Genomic DNA, 26,933 nt, shown 5'->3' on the forward strand with positions numbered 1-26,933 from the left:
AGGAGAGTGAGGTCTTTGAATTTACGACAAGGACGCCGCCTTGCAGTCATTGATACTTTTTTTCCCTGGAAACAGAGCGGGTTTCGGTACTGGGAATCTATTGAGTTTTTTAAACAGAGGCCGGACACGTTATTTTTTGCTACTAACGTAAGCTGTGACGAGTTCCCGGCACCGGTATTTCCTATTGAAGTATTTAAAGAAATGGCAGAAGAGAAAGGGATCACGGATGTTTATTGTGTGTTCCTGAATCTTGCTTGCAGCTTGCTTGGGTGTACAACGATACCTAGTGGATTCACTTTACCGGGCTCAAAACCGCATTTAGACTTATCTTCTTTTTTGAAAGAGAAGGGCATTCGACTGCATACCACATTGTATCCAGGGGGTGGGCTGGAACCTGAAATTCCTGCTCCATTCCTCTCTGTGGTGAAAGAGGGATGTTCATGCATCTTTACCAATGTTCAAGAGGTCTTAGACGAGATTCCAAGTAGTATCTTTACTCCAATTGTCATTAATACTGACTATTATTCATTTAACCAAAAGTTTCTTGAGGATAAGATTCAACTGACCTTTGCTGCCAATAGGAGTGTTAGGAAAGGGTTTCCTCTTTTAGCAAACGTGTTTAATCAATTGGATGATAGCTTTTATTTAAATATTGTTGGAGATTGGGAGAGGGAGCTTCATCTGTTGACGAATGAACAGTTCTCTTATTATGGTTCTTTATCACCGGAAGAATTGAAGAAGATATATCAGCATTCTCATGTGTTTCTATATACTGGTACTCAAGATCAGTATGCTCTCGACGGTTTCCCCGTAACGGTAGCAGCCGATGCCATGTCGACGGGATGTCTGCTTGTGTCAACAAATCCAAGAAATGACCGTCTGACCCTGGTGGCAGGGGTGGATTATTTAGAGGTTGAAGCAATGAGCTACTCAATTGTCGATGCATTGAACTGGGTAAAAGAAAATGTAAAAACAGCTATGAAAATAGGAGAGACAGGTGCAGGATCCATTCGAAGAAAGTTTAACTGTAAGGAAGTGGTGATGAAAAAAATCCAATATATGATCGGTTCGTAGGACGTTTAAATGAAAGGGGAATTAGTATATCTATGAGTGGTACTCCCATATTGACAGCTTATCTGATAATTTCAGCACAGTATAAAGATGAAAGGATTGGAGAGTTGGTTCTGAAGCTTAATGAAAGTGGGATATCGGTGAATGTATTGGGGGCGATTGATCCCTTGCCAGAGATTCACCCTAAGCATCCCCGTGTATATGTGACACTTGGATCAGACTGGGAAGAATTCAAAACGATGAGTTCACTTCCCACAACAGAGAGAAGACGCTGGCTTCATTATTCCTCCCAAGATGATATTGAACCTTATCGGCTGTTCTATTGTTGGTTGATACGCACCGATCCGCTTCCCTTCTCCAAACCGGTCCCATCCAGCCAATTTACCTCAGACCTGCCCATGGTATCCGTATTCACAGCGGCCTATCGATCAGGGGGAAAAATCAAGCGTCCCTATCGGTCTCTCCTTAATCAATCCTATACTAACTGGGAATGGGTGATCGTGGATGATTCCGGCGACGATGATGCCACATATCATAAAGATCTAAAGTCGCTCGAGGATCCTCGTGTGAGATGTTACCGCCAGGATTCACGGAGCGGTTACATTGGAGCAGTGAAAAGGTATGCAGCGGGTCTATGCACCGGAGAGATTCTTGTGGAAATCGATCACGATGATGAATTGACACCAGACTGTCTGCAGAAAATCGTGACTGCATTCATTGACAATCCAGATTGTGGATTTGCCTATGGTGACTGTACGGAAGTCTATGATACAAGCAAGCGGGCTCATTGGTACGGTTGGGATTCAGGGTACGGATACAGTATCTATTATCGAGTGTGGGTCCATGCTATGAACCGGTGGCAGAATGTAAATAAGCACTCAGCCATCAATGGGAGCACCATCAGGCATCTGGTCGGCTTGCCGAATCATCCGCGTGCGTGGACGAGAGAGTGCTATCACTTGGTGGGGGGACATCGGGAAGAACTGATGGTAGCGGACGATTATGATCTCCTCGTCCGTACATTCCTGACCACGACTTTTGTAGCCATTCCCGAGTTATTGTACATCCAATATCGAAATGAACACGGCAGCAATTCGACCTTTACCCGGAATCAGCAAATTCAGATTCTGGTCAAACAGCTCCATCGTTATTATCATGAGCGAATCGTTCAACGATTGCGGGAAAAGAATCTTATAGAGGAAATTCCCTACAAGCGGGTTTGGGAAAGGAAAGAAGATGATAAAGGAAAAGAGACGGCCCATATCATCCATGAAGACGAGTCGAGGGTGTCAATCCTTTTTCCCATTCCATACTCTTGTAAGGACTACGATTCCACCCAGTTGATCAAGACCCTCAAAAAGGGCAGCGAAACCCGGTTCCGGAATCAAGAAGTTGTCGTGGTGGGGCGCATCCCGACTGAAGTGGAAACCTATGCGTCCCTGGCACCGATGGGATCCATTAAGTGGTGGCCGATGGAACCTGTTGACTCTGTAGAAACATGTATTTCGTATGCTAAATACTGTTCTACATGTAAAGAGAAGATTGTGGTTATGCCGTAGGGCATAGTGATTTTTGAAGATATGGTAAAGTTCCTGTTTTGGATGATTTATCAGGGGGGCTGTGTCAGTGGCTTTCAAAGATGGTTGGGAAGTGGAGTAAGATAAAGGTTTGAACGTAAGAGTAGAGCTATTTTAAAAAGTGGAGTTTTTTTATGGAATCTGGAGTCATGAAAGAAATGAGGGTGGACATATTGAATGGTGATGTCTCTTATTTCATTCCGAAACTTATCGTTCCACCCGGTTCTCAAGATTGAAGACACGTTTATCGATATCTGTCAGTCTTGTATTCAAATAGTGAAATTCAGATTCTGTATTCTGCTTCGTCACCTTTAACAAAGGAATGACATCTTCGTTTTGTGATGCTTCAATACGATTAACGGTTCCCTTGATTTCCTTTACATCATTTTGGGTCGTTTTCAGATCGGAACGAATAATACGGACGTCATCTTGGGTCGTTTTCAGATCGGAACGAATAATACGGACGTCATCTTGGGTTTCTTTCAGATCGGAACGAATAGTACGAACGTCATCTTGGGTTTCTTTTAGATCTGAGCGAATGGTACCTACATCAGCTTGAGTCTTTTGCAACTCACTTCGAAACTCTTTCATATCGCTACGGACTTCTTTCATCTCACCTTGTAAATCTAGAAGTATTTCAAGGATCTGCTTTTCCAATTTTCTCACCTCCTTCATTCCATTATAAAACATGTGAATCGGACATTCTACCTTCAACCCATACCTCATTGAAAAAGTAGAAGGCGGTATGAACCGCCTCCTCTGTCATTAGTCACGCATGGCTCCTGCTTCACGGGAAGTCATGGCTCCCTGGCCATTTGCTACATCTTTTTGTATTTGTTTTTTCACCTGTTGAGGGTCGGTCCCAGACGGCAAGGCTTTCATTTCAGATTTATTCGTCTGCTTCATAAAGAAAATCACCTCCCAGTTTGTTCTTAGTATGAACAGGCATGGGGGAGATATGTTGAAGGGATCAATGTTTATCTTGTCCAGAAAAAGGAAGAGAGATATAATGAAATAGAATCTTACAATTTAAAGGAGGGAATATCATGCATACGTTCACTGTAGACATCAAAAAATATCGTGTATTAATGATGTCTATTATTGGAATTTCAGCCGTCCTCGGGACACGTCTGTCCTTTTTTAGCTGATTTTTCATAATGTGAACAAGTGTATGATTTCCTATTAATAGCGAGAGCCATGGGGAATGATTCCCTGTGGTTTTTTTACTTTTATTCAGCTCCGGCGGGTACAGCCGTCTGTGCTTTCTTAACGAGAGGACGAAATGAAATGATGAGCATATTGAAAACAAAGAACAATATCTATTTACTATACTTTTATCTCTTTTTTGCCCAGCTGTTCTTCGACCGGGCGCTATGGGTCATCTATCTTGGCTACAAGGGGATGACACTGGGTGAGATTGGGATTCTCGAGTCCCTGCTCCATTTGGCCATCGTGTTATTCGAGGTGCCAACTGGGATGATCGCTGATTTGTATGGAAGGAAGGTCAGTCTCTTGATTGGGAATGTGTTCAGCTTGCTTTACGGATTGTTCATGCTGTTAAGCGGCACGTTTTCCATGTTCACTCTGGCGTTTTTGTCAATGGGACTCATGGTCACCCTGCATTCAGGAGCCGAGCAGGCATTTGCTTATGACACATTGAAAAATGATAAACGGGAAAAGGATTATACGCGGGTCATCGGCAGCATGACGGCGATTTCCCTGTTATCCCTGAGCCTGGCAAAATTCCTCGGCGGTTTCATGGCTGAAGTCAGCTGGGAATGGGTGTACGGGTCCACGATCTTCACCCACGTCCTGGCGGTGATCCCCCTTCTCTTCATGAAAGAACCTGAGCGGGAGAAGACCGAGGAAATCAGCGGACGTTGGTACAGCAAGTGGGTCCATCAATTCCGGCTCGGGGTCAGTGTGTGGAGAAATAACGGGGTCATTCACGCACCGGTCGTCCTCTTTATCCTGGCAAGTGCCGTCATGGTCATTATGGTATTTTACGGACAGGAATACTTCGTGACACTTGGCTATTCATCCATCGTCGTCGGAGCCGTCTTCACGATTGAAGGACTCCTCGGCGTCGTCATGGCAAAGATTGCGTACAAGGTGGAGGAACGATTCAAATTCTTCAACATCCTGTATTACGGATTAGGACTTTTTCTAGTGTTTTTCGTCCTCTTTATTTTTGCAACAGACTGGGCGATTCTCCTGTCGTTTCTGATCCTTGCACAGCTTCTGAGCCTGTTCGAACCGATCTTCAGTTCGTTCGTGCAAAGCTTTTTGAAAAGCAATATCCGGTCTACTTTTCTTTCTCTGATCGGTCTGATGGAGAGTTTTGTCATCATGATCAGCTTTCCGCTCTTCGGCTATGCTGTTGAACGGACAGGATTTACGGATGGATTTGCCTGGCTGTTGGTCATTTTCTTTGTGCTGGCAGGTGGATATTTGGTTGGTCAGAGGGTGAAAATGAAGGGGCGGACATAAGAGATAAGCTTCTCATCTTTTAGGATGGGGAGCTTTTTTTATGATATTAATCAAAAGGGAAATAATGGTATGATAAACCTATCAGGGAGGGATATGCATGCCAGTTGAAAAAATGACGAAAACGTTTCGTGTCATCGGGTTAAAAGGGGAAGGTGCTTTTGCTGCCTTTAGTACGGAAGTGCCAAAGAGAGCCAAACAATTTTTAAAGAGATTACATGAAGTGGAAGCCGTCACAGGTCCGGAAATCGCTCTGTATGAACCGAAAAAGGGTAGTGATAATCAAGAGGGGATCTATTATGTGGGAGTTACTGTAGACGAAGCTCTCACTACCATTCCTGCCGGGATGCTATATATTGAATTGAACGAAGATTATGCAACGGCGAAGGGAACGGATATTGAACATCTTCAATGGGATCTTAACAAGTGGATAAAAGAACAGGGACATCAAAGGAAAACGGAATCATATATTGTGGAGACGTATCATCCCACAGAGGATGGCGGGGAAGAAGTGGAGGTTTATCTACCGATTGAAAGAGCTTAAGATAAGCTTCTTTTTTTATATCTGATTTCATTATAACACTCTTATTTCTAAAATATCAGTCTGTTAAAAATGGAGGGAATTGGTAAAATACAGGGTAGATTAGCTAGGGGGAATGGAAATGATCGATTATCGCATAAAAAATAACGGTGGTTACACGAAAACGATGGGGGAACTCGTTTCAATGCTTGAACATACCCGGTCCGTTACATTGGAAGAAATCAAGGATCTCTGTGAAGAAGACTTAGATAAGCTGGTAGATGGCGACATCAATACAATCGGAACACTTCTCCTTCATATTGCTTCTATTGAGTTTGTTCATGGGGTTATTTCATTCGAAGGACGGGACATCAATGAAGTTGAGCTACAGAAATGGAAAGCTGCACTGGAACTCGGTGAGGAAGCGGTGAAAACGATAAAAGGCCACCCTGTTCAATACTACATTGACGAGCTCTCATCAGTAAGGGAAACGACCCTGGGCGAACTTAGAAAGAGAAGCGATGACTGGCTGTTTGAAGAGAATGAGTGGCCGAACGGTGTCTCGCATAACCATTACTACCTCTGGTTTCACGTTTTGGAAGATGAAATCAACCACCGGGGGCAGATGAGATCGCTTAAACGCAGATTGTTAAAGACGGAGGAGCACACATGAAGAGAGACCTTTTTAACATATTAGAACTCATTAAACTGGGAGAAAAGCTGAAATACGAAATGAGGCACAGCTGGCTCTCAAACGGTAGGCAGGAAAGCGTCGCAGAGCATACGTGGAGGGTGTCCCTGATGGCCATGCTGATAGAGCCATTTTTAACTGAGAAAGTGGATTCGGCGAAATTATTGAAAATGATCATCATCCACGATCTCGTGGAAGCGGAAGCTGGGGACATCCCGGCATTTGATACGATGAATGACTCAGCAGTAAAGGAACAAAAGGTGCTCAATGAGAGGAAGTCCATTGAGAGAATACGATATATGCTGGGAAATGCTTTAGGAGAAGAGCTATACGAACTGTGGTATGAATTTGAAGAGAAAGAAACGTATGAAGCTAAAGTCGCCAACGCGTTGGATAAATTGGAAGCCCAAATTCAACATAATGAAGCGGACATTTCTACCTGGCTAGATATTGAACATCGGATGAGTTTTATGATGGATAAGCATGTGGAGTTTGATCGAACATTGCAGGCTTTCAAGGATGTTATCGAGGCTGAGGCAGATTTGAAATTGAAAGAAGCGGGAATCGATACAGATAAATTAAAAATCTGATGGTAGCACCCAGCTCCTCTACGATCGTTTTACATTATGAGAATCAACGCTACGCTTCCTGAATAGATAAAAAAAGATTGTGAATTTCTCACTAATTTGAAATAATTGGAATTAACAAGAAAGATGATCGGAGGAACCAATTATGGAAACGGGTAAGCTTTTATTCATTGCCGGGTTACTCCTCTTTATGTTGGGAATCTATTTGTCTACCTATATCGTAAGCCTAGGAACTCTAATGGGTGTCGGTGGTGGCATGATGCTTGGAGTCGGCAGTTACTTAATAGGGACCAATCAGGCGAAACGTACTAGAGGGTGAATACATGGAAAAAGGAAAACTCATTACCAAAGGTCATATTGTAACAGATTTAAAGAGGATGGGTGTCGCCAAGGGAATGACCCTCATCGTCCACTCATCTTTAAAATCAATCGGCAGAGTGATAGGCGGACCGGTTTCCGTGATTCTGGCATTAGAAGAGGCAGTCGGTGCGGATGGAAATATTGTGATGCCAACCCAAACCGAGCATCTTTGTGATCCGACTGAATTTGAAGACGGGTATACAGATGAAGAGCTGAAACTCATCCGGGACAATATGCCGATCTTTCATCCCGATCTCACCCCCACCTCTTACATGGGGTTCATCCCTGAGACGTTCAGAAAGCAGGACGGGGTGTACCGGAGTCCGCATCCCCATACTTCTTTTGCGACTTGGGGGAAAGACGCACGATATCTGACACAAGAACATGGGCACGATTTTTCCCTGAATGAACACTCACCACTGGGGAAGCTGTATGAACTCGGGGGCTACATTCTTCTCCTGGGGGCCCCGACAAACTCAAATACTTCTTTACACCTTGCTGAATACAGGCAAAATAACACCTTTGTGAAAGAGAAAATCTGGGACGTCAAAGTAAAAGAAGGCACGGAAGAAGTGTGGACTACGTATCGTGATATTAACAATGAGTCCGACGATTTTGACCGGCTGTTTGATGATTTTTACAGAGAAACAGACTTTGTGAAAGAGGGAATGATCGGAGAAGCAACAAGCTATTTTATGCCGATGAGACAGATGGTGGACTATGCTGTAGGCTGGATGGATAAGAACAGAAACTGACGGGGAGGCATTCATCATGACGATGGACGTGTTATCTTTGGTGGTCGTAGGAATGGTTGTTGCATGCCTTTTACAGGCTTTGCAGAAATACGGTCGGGTTCCGTCTTTTTTTTATGTAAAGCTTTTTTTCGTGCTGACCCTTTTGTCGGCTGTATGTTGGATAATGAGCCTGGCGGTAGGAGGATGGGGTGGTTTGAGTTTGACTGCAATCGGATTGAACGGATTGGTGGCAGCGGTGTCGGGGTTGGTTCTTTCCTTCTTATTAAATATGTTGGCAGGGGATGGGTGAAGGGATGGGACCGCTTATAGAGTTGAAAGCAGTGACAAAAAGCTATGGTCAATCAATCATCTTGAAGGAAACATCCTTGTCCATTTTCCCTCATCAAATCATTGCAGTGGTGGGGGAAAACGGATCGGGGAAGAGCACTCTTTTAAAAATGTTTGCTGGAATAGGGAAACCTGACAGAGGTGAGGTGATCAAAGGGGCTCCTTCTTTAAAGATTGGATATGTACCGGAACGAACTCCTGAGACGATTCCATTTACACTGGGTGAATACTTGATTCATATGGGACGCATCAGGGGAATGGAGAAGGGGCCACTTCGAAATAGAGTGGATGATTTACTTCAGATCTTTCATATGGTGGATGTCCGGAATACACGGATTGGTACTTTTTCCAAAGGAATGAAGCAAAAGGTCACCATTATGCAGGCGATGCTGGAAGAAACGGATGTCCTGATTCTGGATGAGCCTCTATCCGGGCTGGACGATGTGGCTCAGAGTGACTTGGAAGATATTCTTGCAAACTTAAAGGAGGTTGGAATCAGTATCATCCTAAGCTGCCATGAAACACGGTTGTTGGAAAATCTAGTGGATGAGGTTTTCGTTATTAAGGATAAAAGGGTCATTCAACGGAGTGAATCGAGGGAAGTTCCTTCTGCCGTTTTGATCTTTGAAATAGGGGAGGAAGCGTTTGAAGGAGTGCCCGGTTCCCTAGAGGTACAAAAGGTGAGTGAGCTTGAGACGGGGATCAAGAGAGTGGAAACGAGGGTGAACACTATCCATGTCGATGATGTGTTGCGTGATCTTCTGACAAGAGGAGCCTCCATCAAGGAGCTGCATGCCTCCGTTCATCATATGAAAGAATACTTCTAGGAAAGGAGACGGGAAATTGAACGCTTTGATACGTTATCATGTCATCCATTATCTAAGATCTTTCACTTTCATCCCTCCATTGACCATCTTTATTTTTACCTTGATGCTGAATTATACATATAAACCTAATCCCATATACGACAGCTACTCATTTACATCATTGGCCCTGTTTTTTATGATGGGATGGTTTACAGTGACGGTTTTTCACAGTGAGGATCAGGGGCAGAAAGAGATCACTCTGCTGCATACCGGGAGTCAATGGAAGTATCACCTAGCTTTGTATATCGTTTGCGTGATGATTGCACTCTTGTTAAGTCTCGTTTCCGTACTGTATCCAATCGTGTGTCATGCCTTTGGAAATGAAATAGATCCCTCCCACTTTATCCTTGGCTTTTTGTCCCACTTTTGCTTAGCGATTCTTTCGATCGGGTTGTCGACCATTTTCACAAGGGAGCTTGTTCGTCATTCGCTGAATACATGGTGGGGAGTTCTAAGCGTCCTCATTTTGTCACTGGCTGCCTCCGCATTTCCAGATGCAGGACTGCTGGACTGGCTGTACCCACCTGTGGAGTTGTCATTAACAATGATGAGTATAAGCGATGGCGTTACGTTCATCCCGGTTCGTTTTTATTGGGAGTATGGTTGGATTATGCTGTACGGATTTCTCTTTGTGGGCATATATTTCGTAATGATGAAGAAGAAAAGGCACTAGCTGGGAGACGAATGAATATTGTTCACCCCACATATGTAAATAGGAGAAGAGGAGGAGTACAATTGAAAAAAGCATTCAGTATAGGTTCACTCATCATCTTTATAATCGGTCTTGTATTCTATTTTTTAACCCTATCAGGAAAGGACACTTTCTTACTACCTGCAGTCATCACGGCAGTCGTAGGTTTTCTGTCAGGCTTGTTCGGAGAAAAAACAATCCCTAGAAAGATAGGCCTGTTTGGAAATGGTCTCTTATTAGTGGTCGGACTGCTTCTTCCATTTGTGGTGACGACGTTTTTTTGGAATAAGCCATAAAGGCCACATGCTTAACGCCAAGAACTTCTTGTCCATAGAAGTTCTTTTATTTTATAGAATTAAAAGAATTCAGGAAAAGTAAGGAGGAAAAGCAATGAACCTAGGCACCCCAATCGCAACCGGAAACACAGCCCAAGTCTATCTCTATAAAAATAATATTTACAAAATCTTTCATGACTCATTACCAGCCGGTGAATCCTTCAAAGAAGCGAATAAGCAACAGTATGCCCATTCATTTGGACTGCCTGTGCCGGAAATCTATGATGTCACAAACATAGATGGGAAACAGGTCATCATCATGGAGCACATTAAAGGGAAAACGATAGGGGATTTCCTGAATGACAACATGGAAAGAGCGGAGTACTATATGAGCATGTCTGTAGACATTCATATGGGCATACATCAGACCAAGGCTCATTCGATTGAACCTATGTCGGGAAAACTGCGTCGCCAAATACAATCTGCACCCGAATTGGGTAATGAGCTAAAGTCCGTTTTAATAAAAAAACTAGATTCCATGACCTTTGAAGAAAATCTCTGTCACGGGGATTTTCATTTATACAACTTGATTCTTTCAAATGATAAGGTCACCATCATTGACTGGGTTGATTCCAGTGCAGGGGATAGACGGGCTGACGTATATCGCACACATCTCCTGTATTCCCAGGTTTCAGTGGAACTGGCTGATATGTATATGCGTCTCTATTGTGAGAAAAGCGGTTTGTCTAAAGATGAAATTTTCCAATGGGCACCCATAATCGCTGCGGCCAGATTGTCGGAGAGGGTTTCGTCTGAAAATCCAAAGCGGCTATTGGAGATAGTACATCAGTTTTGAGAAAATGCCATGGGGACCTATCCCCATGGCTTAATCATTTCGATGGTATAAATCTATTAATGATATTTCTTTCGTGCGGTCTTTATATTGGATGGATAGTTTTTCATTGGCTGTCAGTTTTTTCACTTTCCCGTTATCCAGTAGCAACGTGTTTTCATCCAGGAACGTATACGAGATGTTGATTCCATCCTTCAGGTTTTCCGGTGTGTATAGATCTTCTCGCATCTCATAGACGATCATATTGTCTGTATAGTCTTGATTCAGCTGTTCTTTTCTAAGTAACAGATATCGGTTGTCTTGTTTTGATGTAAATGTCAGTGTAACCGAGTTACCTTGCGTTTGGATTGTCGTTTGAACATCGTTTGGATCGGCTATCCACATTTTTATATAGAGCAGGTAATAGCTAATGGTCAAAATGAGGAAAAGGGATAGCAGAGAGGTGACAATCGTGAGTATTTTCTTTCTGTTCTTTGAGCGTACCTTTTTGAAGTAGTCCACTTTTCTATCCTCTTTTGCCTGTTCATGCACATTTTCTGACATCCATTCTTCTTGCATCTCATGTACATAATCTCTACAGTCTTTGCACTGCTCCATATGTACTTCCATTTGCATAGTGGTCTCTTCGCTCGTTAAATGTTCCATATAGCTCGGAACCAAATCTTTAAACACATGATGATTCATTTCATTGTTCACCCTTTCTTATTTGTTGTTTGGCAAGGTAAAATGTGACTCTTGCCCAATTCTCTGTTTCTCCCAAAATCGAGCCAATGTCTTTGAAAGATAAATTCCCCAATAACCTGAGATAAAGGAGTTCACGTTTTTTCTCGCTAAGTTGTTGAGCCTGTTGGAAAAAGTGGATTTTGTCTTCGTTTTGAATATATTGTTCTTCCATACTGTAAACGGGAGTGTGTTCACTGCTTAGTGATTCCACTAACCGGTGCTTCTTCCTTACACGATTCACTTCTTGCAGCCAAACGTTTTTGGCGATGGCACAGAGCCAGGTTGAAAATGTGGCTTTTCCGTCTTCTTGAAAATGATCGATGGACTTAAAGGCCTGATAAAATGTTTCTTGAGTCAACTCTTCAGCAGATTGAGCGTCATTTGTCATGGTTATAAAATATCTATATATTATATTTGCGTATTCTTGATAAACATCTTCCTTATCCACGTCTTACCTCCTTTTCGATAAAGTGTTGGCTGTAAAAAAATGAATCCCTTTAAATATCTAGTTATCTATTACTCCAGAAAAACGTGCATTCGTTACAATTAATTAAAAAAATATGTAAAAATTTCTCAAAATAATCATGACATGGACCAGATTACACTAAAACCTTCTTTTAGAGAATGATTTTTTATACTTTGACAATGATTTCACGAGCCATGGTACCTGTCCCCATGGCTCGTAAACGACAAAAAAACAGCCACCCACAACAAAATGGGTGGCTGAATCCATCTTATGCTACTTCCGTCTCATCCTTCTCCCCAGTCCCTTTAGTCTTAAAGCTGATAAAGAAAAGGACAGCGAGAAGGACAATGATTGAAACGAATACCATCATATTGGATTCGATCAGGTTCACAAGGTTACCGAGCACAATGCCGACTAAACCGAAGTCTGCATCTCCAAACGTGGTTCCCTGGAATCCTAATGAACTTAACACCGGTAATAGCAGAGCCGGCAGGAAGCTGATCATGACTCCGTTCGCCATGGAACCGATGACGGCACCGCGACGTCCGCCTGTGGCATTACCGAACACTCCGGCTGCTGCCCCTGTGAAGAAGTGAGGGACAAGTCCCGGAACGATGACTTTCAATCCTAGTAAAGGTAAAAATAACATGCTGACGAGTCCAGCGATGAAGCTGAATAGAAATCCGATGATAACGGCATTCCCTGCAAAAGGGAAGATGGCTGGGCAATCAAGGGCCGGTTTGGCATTCGGGACGACTTTGTCCGCGATTCCTTTGAATGCCGGTACGATTTCACCAAGGAGCATGCGTACCCCTGCTAAGATGATGTACACACCAACGGCAAATGTGATCCCTTGCATAAAGGCGAATACCAGGAAGTTTTGTCCTCCGCTTAGTTCTCCTTCCACGAAGGCAGGACCTGCTGCGCCTGCTACGACGAAGAACAGGATGACCATCGTCAGAGAAACGGAGACAGATGTGTCACGCAGGAATCCGAGTGACTTTGGCACTTTTATTTCTTCCGTCGATTTGCTTCCTTTCCCAACGGCTTTCCCGACCATCGCGGAAACCAAATACCCAATCGATCCAAAGTGACCAACGGCAAAGTCGTCTGAACCGGTAACTTTGCGAGTGAAAGGCTGAAGCATCGCAGGTGACAGGACCATGAGAGCTCCAAGTATAATAGAACCTAGAACGATCAACGGAACTCCCGTAAATCCTCCGGTCGTCAAGATAACCGCGATCATGCAGGCCATGAACATTGTATGGTGTCCGGTTAAAAAGATGTATTTAAAAGGACTGAATCGTGCAATGACGATATTGACTACCATACCGAATAGCATGATCATCGCCGTTTCCGTACCGAAGCTTTCCTGAGCCAGAGCTACAATGGCTTCGTTATTCGGGATGACGCCGTCGACTTCGAATGCGTGATTGAACATGCTGCTGAATTGTCCTAAGGATTGCACGAGTACATTCGCACCCGCCCCGAGGATGACGAAGCCCATGACCGTTTTCAGGGTTCCGGACACGACATCCCCCGAGTTCTTACGCTGGATGAGGAGCCCGATTAAGGCGAATAGACCGACAAGGATCGCAGGCGTACCGAGTATATCCTTCATAATGATATCAATCATGTGTATCGCTCCTTTCTAACTCATAGTGGTCTAGATATTTTGTTCCAGTGCTGTACGAAGCTCGTTCTTATCCATCAGATTCTTTAATTTCACGACATTCTTCTTACCGTCTTCCAGGCTTTCGACGATATCTTCTGAACCTAGGAATAGATCCGCTTGTTCTGTCTTCGCTGTAGTCAGATCCGTGTGGGATACTTCCGCTTCTTTCCCCATATCCTTCAGTGCTGCTTTTACGTTCATCTCTACGATCATGCTGCTTCCTAATCCATTTCCACATACGACTAATACTTTTTTCATTTTCATTTCCTCCTCAGATTTATACTTCTACTGTTTGATTGATTAATTCGATGACGGTTTCTTGATCCTTTGCTGCGATCAACCGTTCCACGTTGCTTTCAGTTGATAATAATTCCGTAAGCTGTGCAAGTGCTTTCAAGTGCGTTTGATTATCAATCGCCGCCAGCACAATGATGAGCTGCGCGCGATGCTTTTCTTTTTCGGAAAAATAAACAGGTTCCTCTAGTCGCAGGAAGCTCATTCCCAGCTGTTCGACACCAGTCTCCGGACGGGCATGGGGGATGGCGATTTTTGGTGCGATGACGATGTAAGGACCCAATTCCTTCACGTTCGTAATCATGGCCTCCACATAGTCCGGTCGGATCGATTGCTGATCGACAAGGGGCTCGCTCGCCACCCTGATGGCTTCCTCCCAGCTTGTGACACGATCTTTCAGCTGTATCGTTTGTTCAGTCAGTAATTCATTAAGCATAGGCTTTCTAAGCTCCTTTATCGTGGGAGTAGTTTGTTCTAAAAGCTGGACCAGTTCTTTCTTCAGTGCGTCTTCTTCATGAATGGTCGCGTGACGTTTGATCACGTCCATCAGAAGATCAGTCCGGTTCTTTTCGGTCGGCTTCGAGTCGAAAAGCTCGTTCATCCGCTGCATGACCCGTTCCTTTTCAAGATTCGTCAGGATGGCAGGAACGTGGATGACGGGGATGTCTTTTTCTTTTATATAATTGGTGGAAAAAATGATATCCGCTTCGTACTCGTTCGTTCGATATTCCCTCATGGAGAGGGTAGTGATCACATTCAGCCCCGCGATCAGGTTCTCGAGCTGGGTCCGGAGCATATTGGACGTCCCGATCCCGTTTTCACATACGATCAGGGCTTTGAACTTCGTCTCGACCTTTTTCTTCTCTTTCGTCAACCATCCGCCGAAGTGGAGGGTAATATAAGCGGCTTCTTCATCGGGTACGGATTTTCCTACGTACAGTTCCAGATGTCTCATCACACGTTTCGTGAGATGAAAGATGTCCGGGTACGTTGTTTGAATGCTGTCGGACAGGTCATTCGCAATTGTGAGCCCGTACTTGAGCCTGTAAAACGTCGGTTTAATATGGGAGATCAGGTTTTCCTCAAGTCCTTTTTTGTCATCGAAAACGACACAGGAGTATAGCTGGAAATCATGGATCATCCGTTGAACGACTTCCTTCAGCCCGGACATTTCCTGCTCCGTATAGCGGTTGAAATTATCCTGCTGGACCTTGGACCCGAGCAGGTTCATCGTGATGAAGCAAACCTCGTCATCGGGAAAAGAGACGTCAAGCTTATTGGTGATATGAAGGGCGGCCCTGTAAGCTTCTGTCTGCTTCAAAACCTCTTTTTCCGCTTCCGGAACCGAGATATACTTGCGCAGTTCAATTCGCTTCATGATCATCAGGATCTGAAGAGACAGGATCTCCACCATCTCATCCGTCAGCGTCAATCCCAATTCCTGTTCCGCTTCATAAAGAATTTCCCTCACCAGACGCCTTTGCTCCGTTTCGTGTGACCATGTATCAGCTTCCGGCTGAATCATCCGATGAACCTCATTCCGGACATTCTGCCATTCCTGATGCGAGAAGATGGTCGCAAGGATAGTAGAAAGCATCGTTCGCTTTGCTTCCTCAGGACCACTCAGCCGGTAACCCGATCCCTTCTTGTAAAAGAGGTCCAGACCAGCTTCGCGAAATTCCTTCTTGATATCTTTAATCACCTTCGCGATCGTCCCCCGGCTCATACTGGTCAAATCCATGAACCGCTCCATCGAAGCCTCTTGTTCTTCCAATAGAATGGACGCTTTGATCAGGACTTCGCGTTCCTCCTTGGACAGTTGATACTGCCAATCTTCAAAACTCTGATCCTTTGAAACCATCAGCTTCGATTTCGAGTCAGGGGGCAAAAACAAGCCTTTTCCATGCTGACTCTCGATCGGTTCCAAGCCTTCCGTCCTCAGCCAGTTGTTGATCTGATCAAGGTCGTAGTAAATAGTCCGTTGAGACAAATTCATTTTCGCAACCAGATCCTTTGTCGGGATCGGGTCAGGCGAATGTTGAATGATGGATAATAAGTGTGCACGTCTTTTATCCAATACCATGAGGATCCTCCTCTAGTTAATTTTGCATATTTATATTCTTGTTTGGTAGATGATCATCTTATGAGTCTAGTATATGGGCATTTAACTAGTAATGAAAGGGGTTTCAGTGTGTAGAGTTTGTAAGGGGTGTTTTTGCAAAAATGAACAGATGGGTAAAAGAGCATCAGATAGGGAAGTTGGGATTGTCATAGAAACAGAGGTTTGAAATAATTGGAAGAGGAAAACAAGGGAGGTACTCTTATGACGAGTGATTTTTATTGTGATGAGGTGTTAAGTAGAAGGACGGAAGTAGAAAAAGTGATGGAGACAGACAATGTCCTCGCCTACCATCATACCCGGCCGTTTTATCCCGTCCATATCGTGGCGATTCCGAAGAAGCATATTCCTTCACTCCTTACGTTGGAAGAAGAGGATGATGCATTATTGCTTGAGCTGATGGGGGTCATCAAAAAGGTGGCGCGTGATGTCACGAAAGAGCATGGGGCCTGTAAAGTCATCACGAATATGGGGGACTATCAGGACTCGAAGCATCTGCACTGGCATATTGTTTCTGGAAAGGCGCTGAGGTGAAAGGAGAATACACATGACCTATATGGAGACCTGTCCATTCTGCCATCCAGAACAGGACCAGGATCAAAACATTGTATTTGAAAACGAATCCTGCTATTTCCTACAGCATAATAAGCACCAGGGTGTTCTGGAAGGATCCGGCGTGATCGTCCCAAAGAATCATCACGCAAACGCATTCGAGTTGACGGAGGAAGAATGGAACGATACATATGATCTGCTGCAGAAAGCAAAGGCTTACCTGGATAAGGAATATTCTCCAGATGGCTATACGCTTGGATGGAATGTCGGTGAGGTGTCCAATCAGTTTATTTTCCACAGCCACCTGCTCGTCATCCCGAGGTACAATGACGAACCGCTAGCGGGAAAAGGGGTGAGATATTGGCTGAAGCAACCCGAGAATAGAAGAGACAAACGGTGAAAGAAGATTCCGTTTTTGAAGGTATTCTCTCAAAACCATTCCGTTATTGACAGGGAGACGAGCAATACCGGAATTTTTGAGCGTTCCAGCTTTCATTCAAGCGCGGATATGATCCGGTTTTCGCAACTTATGAGCCGGATCTGAAATATATGATCCCTCCCGAACATTTATGAGCCTGAATGTTGATTTATGATCCTTCAGCCACAAATATGATCCCTAAACCAGGGTTTATAAGCCGTTTGTCGAAAAATCTTCAGAACACTATAGATAAACATAATTGGAAATAATTGAAACTTTCCATCCCAACAAACGTACATATGGATATACAGACGGGAGTGATGAAGATGGAAGTGAAAGTATCAAGGATTGGCGAGAACTTAAGGATCAAATGGCAGTTCAGTCAAATCTATATCCCTTTTTCTGAAATCAAAGACGTGACAAAAGATGATACATATAGTGGTGAGGGAAAGACGGCCATGAGGATCGGGTTTCCATATGGGCACACTGACAGAGTCGTGATTAAGACCAGCTCGGAGACGTATATCCTATACACAAGTAATGGCGGCATGAAAGAGAAGATTCTCTCATTCATGGAAGCGAGTTAGATGAGTTTCTGGATGTGGACCGCTATTTTTATTGCATTGGCAGGCGGGATATTCGCCGCTAACTCCAGACATAAAAAAAAACGGAAAGAAAATATATAGGTGCTCTACTTGTTTTTATCGTTGCAGTAATCATCTTTTTTCTTTGGTGGTATACGATAAGCTTCTTTTTTGAAAAAAGAAAGATTGAGTTCATTGCAGTTATTTGAAATAATTGGAATATAGGGGAATGAAAGGTGGAAGTCCACATGTCACAAGAAGAAAAATTAACCGGCGGGAACGTCTCAACCGTCTATCGTTCCGGAGATACGGTCCGTCGGGAGATAAAGCCCGAAAGCGTCAAAATCCACATGCTCCTGAAGCATTTAGAAGAGAAAGGATTCCCCCATGCACCAGCGTTTCTCGGAATCGATGATAAAAACAGGGAGATTCTTTCTTTTATCGAAGGAGAAGCAGGGAATTATCCGTTAAAGGAATACATGTGGTCAGATGAATCGCTTTCAGGGATCGCGATGATGCTCCGCCTGTATCATGATGCTGTGAGTGATTTTCCAGTGAGCGAAGACTGGGAGCCGATTGATCTCACGCCACAGCCGTTTGAGGTACTCTGTCATAATGACTTTGCTGTATACAATATCATTTTTAACGAAAAACGTCCGGTCGGGATCATCGACTTTGACGTAGCGGGTCCCGGTCCAAGGCGATGGGATATCGCCTATACCCTCTATACCTGCGTTCCACTGAGCCGGGTGCATTATTCTGAAACGGGGGAGGCTGTTCACTATGAACCGACAAGGGATGCCGAACGAATCAAACAGAGAGTGAAGCGGTTCTTTGAATCGTACGGTATTGATTTTGGAATGGATGATCTCCAGATGGTTCTGCTCCGACTGAAGGCGATATGCACGACCATCCATCGTAAAGCGGGAGAAGGCGACGCTGCTTTTCAAAAGATGGTGGAAGAGGGGCATGTAGAGCATTATCAGAAGGATATCGCATTTATTCAGGATCATCTCAAAGATTGGATATAGGAGGCGAAAACCATGAGTAGTGTCGTGAAAGACGTAGGAGAAGTGAAACTGGTCGGATTCAGGATTCTCTGTTCTGGAGAAGAATATGTGACAGAAATTCCGAAAGCTGCTTTGAGGTTAAAAGAAAGAGCAGAAGAAATCCAGAACTTACTAGATCCCCTTCAGCAGATTGGCGTATTTGTCGTCGAAGAATCTTCACCTGAAGAAGATGGGTACTGGATTGGACTTCAGGTAAGTGAATTCGGTGACATCCCTGCAGGTATGACGAACTTGACGATTCCTCCGCACCGATATGCCACCATCCTTCATCAGGGGCCGAATGATCAGATCAGAAACAGCTACGAGAGGCTGCATCAATGGATCAGCGACCATGGCTATACCCGTTCCACTCAAAGCTGGAATCTCGAAATCTACCAAAAGGAAAACCAGCCTAATAAGCCTTCCTATGTCCAGGTGGAATTATGCGACGCCATTTTGTCCGGGGAGAAAGGGGAATGAATAAAAGTAGCTTCATATTCGCTTCCCTTTTATTGACCAGCTGTCAAAGCAGTGAAAATCACCTGACAGAAGAACAGGCGAGTAACATCATAATAGAGCACCATGGAGGCACTGTTGAAATTGTCTCCGTCACAAAGGAATGGAATAAATACATTGTGGCATGGGAAACCGAAGACAAATGTGAGCGGGGGATAGATAGTGTGAATAAAAATGGTGAAATTAAAAATTTGGGGAGCGCCATATGTTGAGGCGTCGATTCGTAGCTGTATTATGCATTCTCGCGGTCTTTATTGTAACGGCATGTTCAAAACCGGTGGACAGTGAACAGCAGAACATCGTCGTTGAAAAACAGGTGGGCGATGAAAATAAGTATGAAGAGTTTAAAAAGGTCACAGACACAAATCAAGTCGAAGAGGTAAGAGAGATTCTTTCAAATACCCATTGGAAAGAAGCACAAGTGGACTTCATCCGTCCCGCGGATTATCGATTTATCTATGAATATCAAAACCCTGAAATCGATGCGAAGGCAGTGCTTCACAGCGTGTGGGTCAGCCCGAAGAAAGATGAGCTTGAAGTCATGCAGGGAGATCATGAATATGCGCAGCTTCCTAAGAAAGAGTCTGCCCGTTTGTTTAAGATTTTGACAGGGGAACGTTTAGGAGAATGAGAGGTTGAGATCATTCGACAAACCGGAATGATAAAGTGTGATCCGGCATGAATTTCTTTATTTGCGCACGATTAATCTGGAATCGGCATGATTAGTCTCTATCCGGCATGAAAGTGGAGGAAACCGGCACGATTATCATGCGTGGAGATACTTTCAATAACACACATGTCGTATCATTACGATTTGTCAAAAAGAAAGGAATCAACATGAAAAACAAAACGATTTGACTACAATTAATACGAGGAACTGAAAAGAAGGGTGCTTTGGAATTTGGAGGGAACCACATAATGAGCACACACATGTACATGGTAAGACACGGTGATTCACCGAAAACAGGCGATGAACGAAAGCGTGCTCTAACGGAAAAAGGAATGGCAGACGCCCGGAGAATAACCGACTTATTGAAAACAAAAGAGATCGACACGGTGGTGTCAAGTCCATACCTGCGTTCCGTTCAAACGGTTGAAGGCGTAAGTCGCCATATCGGGAAACCGGTGGTTATCGAGGAAGACCTGAAGGAACGGGTCTTTTCAGCAGGAAATACCCGGATATCCGATCAGGAGCTTGGTCCGCTTCTTGAGAATTCGTTCCAGGATCCGGATTACGCACTAAAAGGCGCAGAATCCAATGCTGAATGTCAAAATAGAGCAGTCGCTGTATTGAATACGCTCTTGGATACATACGAAGGAAAGAACGTCGTGATTGGTACACACGGAGCCGTTATGACGTTGATGATGGGCTTTTACGACGCACGATTTGATTTGGATTTTCTATATAGTACGTCGAAGCCTGATATTTACAGGATGGAATTCAATGGTCTGGAATGTGTGGGGGTTCTGCGGTTATGGTCTTAAATGGAGGGAATCGATGATGGAAGTTCCAATCAGATGTACCGGTACAGCCGTCGTTTTATTAAAAGAAGTTGAAAATCAATACAGAGTATTACTAGTGAAGAGAGCGGAGGCAGTTTTGAAAGATGTGTGGTGCTATATCGGTGGTGCTATAGAAGAAGGGGAAACCGCCACAGAAGCCGCGTATAGAGAGGTGAAGGAAGAGACAGGAATCTCGGATATTTCTTTATACTCTGCCAATACCTTCGATAAGATCTATTCCATTGAAGGGAATTACATATACATAGCACCAGTGTTCGTTGGGTTCGTAGCATCTGATCAGGGTGTGACACTAAATGAAGAACATAGTGAGTATAGATGGTTGTCATTTCAAGAAGCCGTCGATACGGTGTCGCTTCCGGGGAATGATGAAGTTCTATCGTTTATTGAAAAACATTTTGTTAAGCAGGAAGCTCCCCGTTATTTGAAGGTGGGGGACTGAGTTGAAAAGAATAGGGAAGTCAGCAAAAAACAATGTTAGGAGATTAAGAAAATGGATGTTTTCGTAAATCAATACGAGTGGATCAGACGTACTAGAGAGGTGTTATTCCGATACTGTGAATCAATGTCACAATCCGATTATGTAAGAGAGCTGGAATCGTTTGGCGGGGGTTCCATTCGCAGCCTCCATGTTCATGTGGCGGATTGCTACCGAGTATGGTTGGGAAGTAGAGGACTTGGTCAAGCCCTTCCAAAGATTACGGCGGATTCTGCCATCAACGTAAAGGAGATGCGCAGGATTTTCCAGAAAACGGATGATATTGTACATGAATTTCTTAATAAGTTTCAAGGGAATTGGGACAAGACCATTCAAGTATCCTTTGAGGAAGGTGACAGTACAGAGATATCCGCTTTGTGGCTGTTTACACATACTGTGACACACGAATTTCATCATAAAGGGCAAATCGTGAAAATAGGCAGGCAGCTGGGGTACACCCCTCCAGATACGGATTTGATTGGATCTTGATTGTTCCAGCGGTAGCCCTCTTAATTTTTTTTGTATTCTTCCGAAAGGATACCGGGGTTCAGGCCCCGTTTTCTCATTCGATTCCAACTCTTTTACTCCTCCTCTCCATCAAAACCGTATCCCTCCATACCCCATCCATCTTCCCGATCTTTTCCCTGCGGCCGACGATGCGAAAGCCGTGTTTCTCATGCAGTTTGATGCTTGCAACATTCTCAGGGAATATCCCCGATTGAAGGGTCCAGTACCCGTTTTGCTCACTAATCTCAATTAATGCATTGAGAAGAAGACTGCCAATTCCCTTACCGTTATACTGATTTGAAACGTACACGCTCACCTCGGCTACCCCACTGTATACACATCTGCTAGAGACAGGACTCAGGGCAGCCCAGCCTAATATGGAATCATTTTCACGGGCAACGATGCGACTTACTTTTATATGGCTGCCATCCCACTCTTCCCAGGAAGGGACGTCCTTTTGAAAAGTTGCGTTACCCGTTGATATTCCTTCTAGATAGATGTCGGCTACTTGATTCCAATCATTTTTCTTCATCTCAGATATAGTACCCATTTGCATGAAAGCCCCCTTTTTCTTAGAATAATACAAAAATGTCTTGTTATCTATATATAAGTGAACTATTATATAAGCATACATTAATATATGGAGGTGAGAGGATGGCTGATATAGACAAAACTGCAACGATTTTAAAGCTACTGGGGGATAAGACCCGCTTAACGATGATCAAAATATTAGATACGAATGACTGTTGTGTGTGTGAATTTGTGGAAATCTTCAAAGCAAGTCAGCCTGCCATCAGTCAACACGTCCGTAAGTTAAAGGATGTGGGGATCGTGAGGGAGAAGCGTCGTGGTCAATGGATCATTTACTCCCTTAATCGTGAGAGTGAATACTATCCAATGATCCAAAGCCTCCTGGACCACCTGCCGAATCAGGACTTCAAATTGAAGGAATTGGAGGAGCAGGGCTTACGCATTTCATGTGATTAATAGGAGGTAAAAACGGAATTATGACTATTTTAGCATCTGTGATTTTTCTCATCACCCTTGTGTTCGTCATTTGGCAGCCAAAGGGACTTTCCATCGGATGGTCAGCCATCGGCGGAGCGGTACTTGCCCTGATCGTAGGGGTTGTCGATTTCAGCGATGTGGTGGATGTAACGGGCATCGTCTGGAATGCGACATTAGCATTCATTGCCGTTATTATTATTTCTCTCATCCTGGATGAGATCGGATTTTTTGAATGGGCTGCCTTGCATATGGCAAGAGCGGCAAAAGGAAACGGCGTGAGGATGTTTGTCTACGTGTCACTCCTTGGAGCAGTGGTGGCGGCTCTATTCGCCAACGACGGAGCGGCGCTGATCCTTACACCGATCGTCCTTGCGATGGTTCGGAATTTGAATTTCAGTGAGAAGCTGGTGTTTCCGTTCATCATCGCGAGTGGATTCATTGCTGATACGACGTCACTGCCTTTAGTGGTCAGTAACCTAGTGAACATTGTATCCGCTGACTTCTTCGGAATCGGCTTTGTGGAGTTTGCTTCCCGGATGATCGTTCCTAATCTGTTTTCATTAATCGCCAGCATTTTGGTTCTTTATCTCTTCTTCCGGAAGAGCATCCCGAAGAATTATGATGTCTCCCAGTTGAAGAAACCGGTGGATGCCATACAGGATATCAAGATGTTCCGTCTTTCCTGGTTGGTACTTTCAATCCTGCTTGTCGGCTACTTTGCCAGTGAATTCATTGGCATTCCGGTATCAATCATTGCAGGGATCATTGCTATCTTCTTCTTGTTCATGGCCAGAAGAAGTCCAGCCGTTAATACGAAAACCGTTATCAAAGGGGCTCCATGGGCCATCGTGTTCTTCTCCATCGGCATGTACGTGGTCGTGTATGGCCTTCGTAACGTAGGGCTGACGAATGTACTGGCGGATGTCATCCAGATGACAGCGGATCAAGGATTATTCGCAGCAACGGTCGGAATGGGATTCATCGCGGCGATTCTTTCGTCCATTATGAACAATATGCCGACGGTGATGATCGATGCCCTGGCGATTGCCGGTACGGATACGACAGGTGTCACGCGCGAAGCGTTGATCTATGCCAACGTGATCGGTTCCGATCTAGGACCGAAGATCACCCCGATTGGATCATTGGCCACATTGTTATGGCTACACGTTCTTTCATTAAAAGGAGTGAAAATCTCCTGGGGGACGTATTTTAAAACAGGGATCATCCTGACCATTCCAACGCTTTTTATCACACTGGTCGGGCTATATATATGGTTAATAATCATCTAACAACGATAAAAGGAGAGATTCAACATGTCAAAGAAAACCATCTACTTCCTATGTACAGGTAATTCATGCCGTAGCCAAATGGCAGAAGGCTGGGCGAAACAACATTTAGGTGACGAGTGGAACGTATACAGTGCAGGAATCGAGGCACACGGATTAAATCCCAATGCGGTAAAAGCAATGAAAGAAGTCGATATCGACATCACGAATCAAACGTCCGATATCATCGATCCTGACATTTTGAATAATGCTGATTTAGTCGTCACACTTTGCGGAGATGCAGCAGATAAATGTCCGGTGACACCTCCTCATGTGAAACGCGTACATTGGGGATTCGATGACCCTGCGAAGGCGGAAGGAACAGAAGAAGAGAAATGGGCCTTCTTCCAACGCGTTCGTGATGAGGTGGGCGAGAGAATCCACCGTTTTGCCGAGACCGGTGAATAAAAACACATAGCCAAGAGACCTGTTCTCTTGGCTTTCTTTTTCTGGAGTTTTTATAAAAAGAGGAGTGATACGATGAGTAAAATGGAGATTTTCGATCCAGCGATGTGTTGTTCAACAGGGGTATGCGGACCAAGTGTCGATCCCGAATTGACAAGGATTGCATCTGCTGTGTATTCCCTTGAGCAAAAAGGATATGATGTATCCCGTTATCAGTTGACCAACGAACCTGAAAAGTTTGCGGAGAATCCAGTTATCAGCAAAATCCTAAAGGAGAAGGGTCCGGATTCTTTACCACTTGTATTTGTGGATGGAGAAGTCGTGAAGACAGGGATTTATCCTACCAACGAAGAATTAGCAGAATGGTTCAACCTCTCACCGGAAGAGTTAACGAAGAAGCCGAAAGTCCGACTTTCCCTTGATTTAAAATCAGGGAAATAAGAAAGGATGAGCCATATGTTTCGAACTTATGTCCCTCAGCAAGTGGTGCATACTCCCTTTCTTTTTATCACAGGAAAGGGCGGCGTCGGAAAGACGTCCACAGCGAGTGCAACGGCCATCGCCCTTGCCGATCTAGGTAAAAAGGTCTTGCTTATTAGCACCGATCCAGCGTCAAATCTTCAGGATGTGTTTCAAATAGAATGTTCCAACACGCCCACTCCTGTTCCAGGAATCGACCGTTTATTTATTTGCAACATTGACCCTGAAGAATCTGCACGTGCGTACCGGGAAAAAGTGGTCGGTCCTTACAGGGGAGTCTTCCCGGAGTCTGTTGTTTCGACCATGGAGGAACAATTGTCTGGAGCCTGCACAGTAGAGATTGCTGCGTTTGATGAGTTCTCTGGCCATCTTTCCAATCCGGAGATCATAGAAGAATACGATCACATTCTGTTTGATACAGCTCCGACCGGGCATACGCTCCGATTATTGCAGCTTCCGACGGCTTGGAATGGGTTTCTGGAAGAAAGTACTCACGGAGCATCCTGCTTAGGTCCACTTGCCGGATTAGCTGAGAAAAAAGCCCTTTATGCCAAAACGGTGGCGGTATTATCCGATGAGAACCAAACGACTTTATTGCTTGTTGCAAGAGCGGATGGACCCTCTCTTTTGGAAGCGAGCAGGGCATCCGTGGAATTAAGGGAAATCGGGTTAGACAATCAGATTCTTCTCGTAAACGGGCTTTTAACCAGTAAAGTGGATGATGATTCGATCTCACTTGCTTTCTATCACAAGCAGCAACAAGCATTGAAAGAGATGCCTCAAACCTTGAAGCAACTGACGAGTTATTCACTGCCGTTTGTTTCGTATTCATTGACAGGGGTTGAAAGCCTGCGCTATTTATTCCAGTCAAACACCATGCCTGCAAGTGTCGTTCAAGATCAAGATGTTCCGATTGAAACAGAAAAGCTGAACGATCTGATTGAGGACTTTTCCCGTAATGAAACTTCTTTGATTTTCACAATGGGGAAGGGAGGAGTCGGGAAAACGACCGTAGCTTCTGCGATTGCTGTAGGTCTCGTTGAAAAGGGGCATCGCGTCCACTTAACGACGACGGATCCCGCTGCTCATATCCACTATCAATTTCAACAGGAGCAAGTAAATGAACGATTGACGATCAGCAGCATTGATCCCAAAGCAGAAGTGGAAACGTATAAGAGTGAGGTTTTAAATAAGGCGAAAGAGGGTTTGGATGAGGATGGGCTTGCTTATCTGGAAGAAGATTTGAATTCTCCTTGTACCGAAGAAATTGCCGTCTTCCGTGCATTTAGTGAAGTGGTGTCACGTTCAGAGAATGAGATTGTGGTCATCGACACAGCCCCGACTGGACACACGCTCCTGTTATTCGATGCGGCAGAATCATACAGTAAGGAAATTGAGAAATCGACAGGCGATGTCCCATCAAGCGTGAAAGAGCTGTTGCCAACCTTACGAAATGAAAAGGAAACGGCTGTCGTTATTGTGACACTGCCAGAAGCCACGCCAGTACTGGAAGCCTCTCGCCTGCAGGATGATCTTAAGCGCGCAAGCATTACTCCTACATGGTGGGTCATTAACCAAAGCCTGTTATACGCACAATCGAATGATCCTATATTAAAGGGGAAAGCCCATGCTGAGAAAGAGTGGATCGTGAAAGTACAAGAACAGTTTGCAGAAAGAACAGCTACGATCCCATGGATGGAAGAAGAAAAGATAGGATATAACAAGTTGAAGGATTTTATCATAAACTAGTGGA

At 44.3% G+C, this 26,933-nt stretch carries 36 protein-coding genes; 28 read left to right on the forward strand and 8 right to left on the reverse strand.

Going from position 1 to position 26,933, the window contains the following annotated elements; genetic code table 11:
• Positions 1-6: 6 nt before the first annotated feature.
• A complete protein-coding gene (locus LCL96_RS15960) occupies positions 7-1,074 on the forward strand; it encodes a glycosyltransferase (RefSeq protein ID WP_224943499.1) in 1,068 nt (355 codons plus the stop codon).
• A 26-nt stretch (positions 1,075-1,100) separates the two neighbouring features.
• Positions 1,101-2,630, forward strand: coding sequence for a glycosyltransferase (locus tag LCL96_RS15965; RefSeq protein WP_224943502.1), 1,530 nt, complete (start codon positions 1,101-1,103; stop codon positions 2,628-2,630).
• A 225-nt stretch (positions 2,631-2,855) separates the two neighbouring features.
• Here the strand turns inward: LCL96_RS15965 and LCL96_RS15970 are convergent, their stop codons facing one another.
• Positions 2,856-3,305, reverse strand: coding sequence for a hypothetical protein (locus LCL96_RS15970; protein ID WP_224942618.1), 450 nt, complete (start codon positions 3,303-3,305; stop codon positions 2,856-2,858).
• Positions 3,306-3,413: 108 nt separating this feature from the next.
• Complete coding sequence (locus LCL96_RS15975) at positions 3,414-3,554, reverse strand: hypothetical protein (RefSeq protein WP_224942619.1); 141 nt, start codon at positions 3,552-3,554, stop codon at positions 3,414-3,416.
• Positions 3,555-3,935: 381 nt separating this feature from the next.
• Here LCL96_RS15975 and LCL96_RS15980 point away from each other — a divergent pair, with 381 nt between their 5' ends.
• The 11 genes from LCL96_RS15980 (at position 3,936) to LCL96_RS16030 (ending at position 11,063) form a co-directional block, all read left to right on the forward strand.
• On the forward strand, positions 3,936-5,138 hold the full coding sequence (locus LCL96_RS15980; RefSeq protein ID WP_224942620.1) for an MFS transporter: 1,203 nt from the start codon (positions 3,936-3,938) through the stop codon (positions 5,136-5,138).
• Between the two features lie 97 nt (positions 5,139-5,235).
• Entirely contained in the window at positions 5,236-5,679 is a 444-nt protein-coding gene (locus tag LCL96_RS15985) for a GyrI-like domain-containing protein (RefSeq protein ID WP_224942625.1), read from the forward strand.
• Between the two features lie 118 nt (positions 5,680-5,797).
• A complete protein-coding gene (locus LCL96_RS15990; protein ID WP_224942627.1) occupies positions 5,798-6,328 on the forward strand; it encodes a DinB family protein in 531 nt (176 codons plus the stop codon).
• Positions 6,325-6,936, forward strand: coding sequence for an HD domain-containing protein (locus LCL96_RS15995; protein ID WP_224942629.1), 612 nt, complete (start codon positions 6,325-6,327; stop codon positions 6,934-6,936). The genes LCL96_RS15990 and LCL96_RS15995 overlap by 4 nt, the downstream gene beginning before the upstream one ends.
• Before the next feature lie 142 nt (positions 6,937-7,078).
• Entirely contained in the window at positions 7,079-7,252 is a 174-nt protein-coding gene (locus LCL96_RS16000; protein ID WP_224942630.1) for a hypothetical protein, read from the forward strand.
• A gap of 4 nt (positions 7,253-7,256) precedes the next feature.
• Positions 7,257-8,048: an aminoglycoside N(3)-acetyltransferase gene (locus LCL96_RS16005; protein ID WP_224942632.1), complete on the forward strand. Its 792-nt coding sequence runs from the start codon at positions 7,257-7,259 to the stop codon at positions 8,046-8,048.
• Positions 8,049-8,064: 16 nt separating this feature from the next.
• Positions 8,065-8,337 carry a hypothetical protein gene (locus tag LCL96_RS16010; protein ID WP_224942634.1) on the forward strand — a complete coding sequence of 91 codons (273 nt, stop codon included), beginning with the start codon at positions 8,065-8,067 and terminating at the stop codon, positions 8,335-8,337.
• A 4-nt stretch (positions 8,338-8,341) separates the two neighbouring features.
• A complete protein-coding gene (locus LCL96_RS16015; protein WP_224942636.1) occupies positions 8,342-9,202 on the forward strand; it encodes an ABC transporter ATP-binding protein in 861 nt (286 codons plus the stop codon).
• Between the two features lie 16 nt (positions 9,203-9,218).
• A complete protein-coding gene (locus tag LCL96_RS16020; RefSeq protein ID WP_224942637.1) occupies positions 9,219-9,914 on the forward strand; it encodes an ABC transporter permease in 696 nt (231 codons plus the stop codon).
• Between the two features lie 62 nt (positions 9,915-9,976).
• Complete coding sequence (locus tag LCL96_RS16025) at positions 9,977-10,228, forward strand: hypothetical protein (RefSeq protein ID WP_224942638.1); 252 nt, start codon at positions 9,977-9,979, stop codon at positions 10,226-10,228.
• Positions 10,229-10,322: 94 nt separating this feature from the next.
• Entirely contained in the window at positions 10,323-11,063 is a 741-nt protein-coding gene (locus LCL96_RS16030) for a phosphotransferase family protein (protein ID WP_224942640.1), read from the forward strand.
• 30 nt (positions 11,064-11,093) lie between these two features.
• Here the strand turns inward: LCL96_RS16030 and LCL96_RS16035 are convergent, their stop codons facing one another.
• The 5 genes from LCL96_RS16035 to LCL96_RS16055 form a co-directional block, all read right to left on the reverse strand.
• Positions 11,094-11,744 carry a zf-HC2 domain-containing protein gene (locus LCL96_RS16035; RefSeq protein ID WP_224942642.1) on the reverse strand — a complete coding sequence of 217 codons (651 nt, stop codon included), beginning with the start codon at positions 11,742-11,744 and terminating at the stop codon, positions 11,094-11,096.
• 1 nt (position 11,745) lies between these two features.
• Positions 11,746-12,231, reverse strand: a complete 486-nt coding sequence (locus tag LCL96_RS16040; protein ID WP_224942644.1) for an RNA polymerase sigma factor — start codon at positions 12,229-12,231, stop codon at positions 11,746-11,748.
• A gap of 286 nt (positions 12,232-12,517) precedes the next feature.
• Complete coding sequence (locus LCL96_RS16045) at positions 12,518-13,885, reverse strand: PTS ascorbate transporter subunit IIC (protein WP_224942646.1); 1,368 nt, start codon at positions 13,883-13,885, stop codon at positions 12,518-12,520.
• Between the two features lie 30 nt (positions 13,886-13,915).
• Positions 13,916-14,182, reverse strand: coding sequence for a PTS sugar transporter subunit IIB (locus LCL96_RS16050; protein ID WP_224942648.1), 267 nt, complete (start codon positions 14,180-14,182; stop codon positions 13,916-13,918).
• Positions 14,183-14,201: 19 nt separating this feature from the next.
• A complete protein-coding gene (locus LCL96_RS16055; RefSeq protein ID WP_224942650.1) occupies positions 14,202-16,301 on the reverse strand; it encodes a BglG family transcription antiterminator in 2,100 nt (699 codons plus the stop codon).
• Positions 16,302-16,541: 240 nt separating this feature from the next.
• On the opposite strand from LCL96_RS16055, the gene LCL96_RS16060 reads away from it, so the two are divergent.
• The 10 genes from LCL96_RS16060 to LCL96_RS16105 all read left to right on the forward strand — a co-directional run bounded on the left by LCL96_RS16060 (position 16,542) and on the right by LCL96_RS16105 (position 21,944).
• On the forward strand, positions 16,542-16,871 hold the full coding sequence (locus LCL96_RS16060) for an HIT domain-containing protein (RefSeq protein ID WP_224942652.1): 330 nt from the start codon (positions 16,542-16,544) through the stop codon (positions 16,869-16,871).
• A 13-nt stretch (positions 16,872-16,884) separates the two neighbouring features.
• Positions 16,885-17,289 (forward strand): HIT family protein, encoded by a 405-nt coding sequence (locus LCL96_RS16065; RefSeq protein WP_224942654.1) that lies wholly within the window; start codon positions 16,885-16,887, stop codon positions 17,287-17,289.
• 344 nt (positions 17,290-17,633) lie between these two features.
• Entirely contained in the window at positions 17,634-17,894 is a 261-nt protein-coding gene (locus LCL96_RS16070; RefSeq protein WP_224942656.1) for a PH domain-containing protein, read from the forward strand.
• Positions 17,895-18,139: 245 nt separating this feature from the next.
• A complete protein-coding gene (locus LCL96_RS16075) occupies positions 18,140-18,922 on the forward strand; it encodes a phosphotransferase (protein ID WP_224942658.1) in 783 nt (260 codons plus the stop codon).
• A 12-nt stretch (positions 18,923-18,934) separates the two neighbouring features.
• A complete protein-coding gene (locus LCL96_RS16080; RefSeq protein ID WP_224942659.1) occupies positions 18,935-19,420 on the forward strand; it encodes a GyrI-like domain-containing protein in 486 nt (161 codons plus the stop codon).
• Complete coding sequence (locus LCL96_RS16085; RefSeq protein ID WP_224942660.1) at positions 19,417-19,668, forward strand: hypothetical protein; 252 nt, start codon at positions 19,417-19,419, stop codon at positions 19,666-19,668. The genes LCL96_RS16080 and LCL96_RS16085 overlap by 4 nt, the downstream gene beginning before the upstream one ends.
• On the forward strand, positions 19,662-20,087 hold the full coding sequence (locus tag LCL96_RS16090; RefSeq protein ID WP_224942661.1) for a hypothetical protein: 426 nt from the start codon (positions 19,662-19,664) through the stop codon (positions 20,085-20,087). Before LCL96_RS16085 ends, LCL96_RS16090 begins: the two co-directional genes overlap by 7 nt.
• Positions 20,088-20,374: 287 nt before the next feature.
• A complete protein-coding gene (locus LCL96_RS16095; protein ID WP_224942662.1) occupies positions 20,375-20,941 on the forward strand; it encodes a histidine phosphatase family protein in 567 nt (188 codons plus the stop codon).
• 13 nt (positions 20,942-20,954) lie between these two features.
• On the forward strand, positions 20,955-21,419 hold the full coding sequence (locus LCL96_RS16100; protein WP_224942663.1) for an NUDIX hydrolase: 465 nt from the start codon (positions 20,955-20,957) through the stop codon (positions 21,417-21,419).
• Between the two features lie 51 nt (positions 21,420-21,470).
• Complete coding sequence (locus LCL96_RS16105) at positions 21,471-21,944, forward strand: DinB family protein (RefSeq protein WP_224942664.1); 474 nt, start codon at positions 21,471-21,473, stop codon at positions 21,942-21,944.
• A 73-nt stretch (positions 21,945-22,017) separates the two neighbouring features.
• Here the strand turns inward: LCL96_RS16105 and LCL96_RS16110 are convergent, their stop codons facing one another.
• On the reverse strand, positions 22,018-22,518 hold the full coding sequence (locus tag LCL96_RS16110) for an N-acetyltransferase family protein (RefSeq protein ID WP_412103589.1): 501 nt from the start codon (positions 22,516-22,518) through the stop codon (positions 22,018-22,020).
• Between the two features lie 98 nt (positions 22,519-22,616).
• Here LCL96_RS16110 and LCL96_RS16115 point away from each other — a divergent pair, with 98 nt between their 5' ends.
• The 5 genes from LCL96_RS16115 to arsA all read left to right on the forward strand — a co-directional run bounded on the left by LCL96_RS16115 (position 22,617) and on the right by arsA (position 26,929).
• Complete coding sequence (locus tag LCL96_RS16115; RefSeq protein WP_224942665.1) at positions 22,617-22,949, forward strand: ArsR/SmtB family transcription factor; 333 nt, start codon at positions 22,617-22,619, stop codon at positions 22,947-22,949.
• A 20-nt stretch (positions 22,950-22,969) separates the two neighbouring features.
• Positions 22,970-24,259 (forward strand): arsenic transporter, encoded by a 1,290-nt coding sequence (locus LCL96_RS16120; protein ID WP_224942667.1) that lies wholly within the window; start codon positions 22,970-22,972, stop codon positions 24,257-24,259.
• A gap of 24 nt (positions 24,260-24,283) precedes the next feature.
• Positions 24,284-24,703: an arsenate reductase (thioredoxin) gene (gene arsC, locus LCL96_RS16125; RefSeq protein WP_263628201.1), complete on the forward strand. Its 420-nt coding sequence runs from the start codon at positions 24,284-24,286 to the stop codon at positions 24,701-24,703.
• A 72-nt stretch (positions 24,704-24,775) separates the two neighbouring features.
• Positions 24,776-25,141 (forward strand): arsenite efflux transporter metallochaperone ArsD, encoded by a 366-nt coding sequence (gene arsD / locus LCL96_RS16135; RefSeq protein WP_224942680.1) that lies wholly within the window; start codon positions 24,776-24,778, stop codon positions 25,139-25,141.
• 15 nt (positions 25,142-25,156) lie between these two features.
• Complete coding sequence (gene arsA / locus LCL96_RS16140; RefSeq protein WP_224942681.1) at positions 25,157-26,929, forward strand: arsenical pump-driving ATPase; 1,773 nt, start codon at positions 25,157-25,159, stop codon at positions 26,927-26,929.
• The last annotated feature ends 4 nt before the right edge of the window (positions 26,930-26,933 follow it).

The organism is Rossellomorea aquimaris (assembly GCF_020172085.1).
GTDB lineage: Bacteria > Bacillota > Bacilli > Bacillales > Bacillaceae_B > Rossellomorea > Rossellomorea aquimaris_E.

What these genes read in the sequence shown, in the direction of transcription:
- LCL96_RS15975 (WP_224942619.1), bottom strand. Translation starts at nt 3,554, where the DNA reads ATGAAGCAGACGAATAAATCTGAAATGAAAGCCTTGCCGTCTGGGACC.
- LCL96_RS15980 (WP_224942620.1), top strand. Translation starts at nt 3,936, where the DNA reads ATGATGAGCATATTGAAAACAAAGAACAATATCTATTTACTATACTTT.
- LCL96_RS15985 (WP_224942625.1), top strand. Translation starts at nt 5,236, where the DNA reads ATGCCAGTTGAAAAAATGACGAAAACGTTTCGTGTCATCGGGTTAAAA.
- LCL96_RS15990 (WP_224942627.1), top strand. Translation starts at nt 5,798, where the DNA reads ATGATCGATTATCGCATAAAAAATAACGGTGGTTACACGAAAACGATG.
- LCL96_RS15995 (WP_224942629.1), top strand. Translation starts at nt 6,325, where the DNA reads ATGAAGAGAGACCTTTTTAACATATTAGAACTCATTAAACTGGGAGAA.
- LCL96_RS16000 (WP_224942630.1), top strand. Translation starts at nt 7,079, where the DNA reads ATGGAAACGGGTAAGCTTTTATTCATTGCCGGGTTACTCCTCTTTATG.
- LCL96_RS16005 (WP_224942632.1), top strand. Translation starts at nt 7,257, where the DNA reads ATGGAAAAAGGAAAACTCATTACCAAAGGTCATATTGTAACAGATTTA.
- LCL96_RS16010 (WP_224942634.1), top strand. Translation starts at nt 8,065, where the DNA reads ATGACGATGGACGTGTTATCTTTGGTGGTCGTAGGAATGGTTGTTGCA.
- LCL96_RS16015 (WP_224942636.1), top strand. Translation starts at nt 8,342, where the DNA reads ATGGGACCGCTTATAGAGTTGAAAGCAGTGACAAAAAGCTATGGTCAA.
- LCL96_RS16030 (WP_224942640.1), top strand. Translation starts at nt 10,323, where the DNA reads ATGAACCTAGGCACCCCAATCGCAACCGGAAACACAGCCCAAGTCTAT.
- LCL96_RS16035 (WP_224942642.1), bottom strand. Translation starts at nt 11,744, where the DNA reads ATGAATCATCATGTGTTTAAAGATTTGGTTCCGAGCTATATGGAACAT.
- LCL96_RS16045 (WP_224942646.1), bottom strand. Translation starts at nt 13,885, where the DNA reads ATGATTGATATCATTATGAAGGATATACTCGGTACGCCTGCGATCCTT.
- LCL96_RS16050 (WP_224942648.1), bottom strand. Translation starts at nt 14,182, where the DNA reads ATGAAAAAAGTATTAGTCGTATGTGGAAATGGATTAGGAAGCAGCATG.
- LCL96_RS16055 (WP_224942650.1), bottom strand. Translation starts at nt 16,301, where the DNA reads ATGGTATTGGATAAAAGACGTGCACACTTATTATCCATCATTCAACAT.
- LCL96_RS16060 (WP_224942652.1), top strand. Translation starts at nt 16,542, where the DNA reads ATGACGAGTGATTTTTATTGTGATGAGGTGTTAAGTAGAAGGACGGAA.
- LCL96_RS16065 (WP_224942654.1), top strand. Translation starts at nt 16,885, where the DNA reads ATGACCTATATGGAGACCTGTCCATTCTGCCATCCAGAACAGGACCAG.
- LCL96_RS16070 (WP_224942656.1), top strand. Translation starts at nt 17,634, where the DNA reads ATGGAAGTGAAAGTATCAAGGATTGGCGAGAACTTAAGGATCAAATGG.
- LCL96_RS16075 (WP_224942658.1), top strand. Translation starts at nt 18,140, where the DNA reads ATGTCACAAGAAGAAAAATTAACCGGCGGGAACGTCTCAACCGTCTAT.
- LCL96_RS16080 (WP_224942659.1), top strand. Translation starts at nt 18,935, where the DNA reads ATGAGTAGTGTCGTGAAAGACGTAGGAGAAGTGAAACTGGTCGGATTC.
- LCL96_RS16085 (WP_224942660.1), top strand. Translation starts at nt 19,417, where the DNA reads ATGAATAAAAGTAGCTTCATATTCGCTTCCCTTTTATTGACCAGCTGT.
- LCL96_RS16090 (WP_224942661.1), top strand. Translation starts at nt 19,662, where the DNA reads ATGTTGAGGCGTCGATTCGTAGCTGTATTATGCATTCTCGCGGTCTTT.
- LCL96_RS16095 (WP_224942662.1), top strand. Translation starts at nt 20,375, where the DNA reads ATGAGCACACACATGTACATGGTAAGACACGGTGATTCACCGAAAACA.
- LCL96_RS16100 (WP_224942663.1), top strand. Translation starts at nt 20,955, where the DNA reads ATGATGGAAGTTCCAATCAGATGTACCGGTACAGCCGTCGTTTTATTA.
- LCL96_RS16105 (WP_224942664.1), top strand. Translation starts at nt 21,471, where the DNA reads ATGGATGTTTTCGTAAATCAATACGAGTGGATCAGACGTACTAGAGAG.
- LCL96_RS16110 (WP_412103589.1), bottom strand. Translation starts at nt 22,518, where the DNA reads ATGCAAATGGGTACTATATCTGAGATGAAGAAAAATGATTGGAATCAA.
- LCL96_RS16115 (WP_224942665.1), top strand. Translation starts at nt 22,617, where the DNA reads ATGGCTGATATAGACAAAACTGCAACGATTTTAAAGCTACTGGGGGAT.
- LCL96_RS16120 (WP_224942667.1), top strand. Translation starts at nt 22,970, where the DNA reads ATGACTATTTTAGCATCTGTGATTTTTCTCATCACCCTTGTGTTCGTC.
- arsC (WP_263628201.1), top strand. Translation starts at nt 24,284, where the DNA reads ATGTCAAAGAAAACCATCTACTTCCTATGTACAGGTAATTCATGCCGT.
- arsD (WP_224942680.1), top strand. Translation starts at nt 24,776, where the DNA reads ATGAGTAAAATGGAGATTTTCGATCCAGCGATGTGTTGTTCAACAGGG.
- arsA (WP_224942681.1), top strand. Translation starts at nt 25,157, where the DNA reads ATGTTTCGAACTTATGTCCCTCAGCAAGTGGTGCATACTCCCTTTCTT.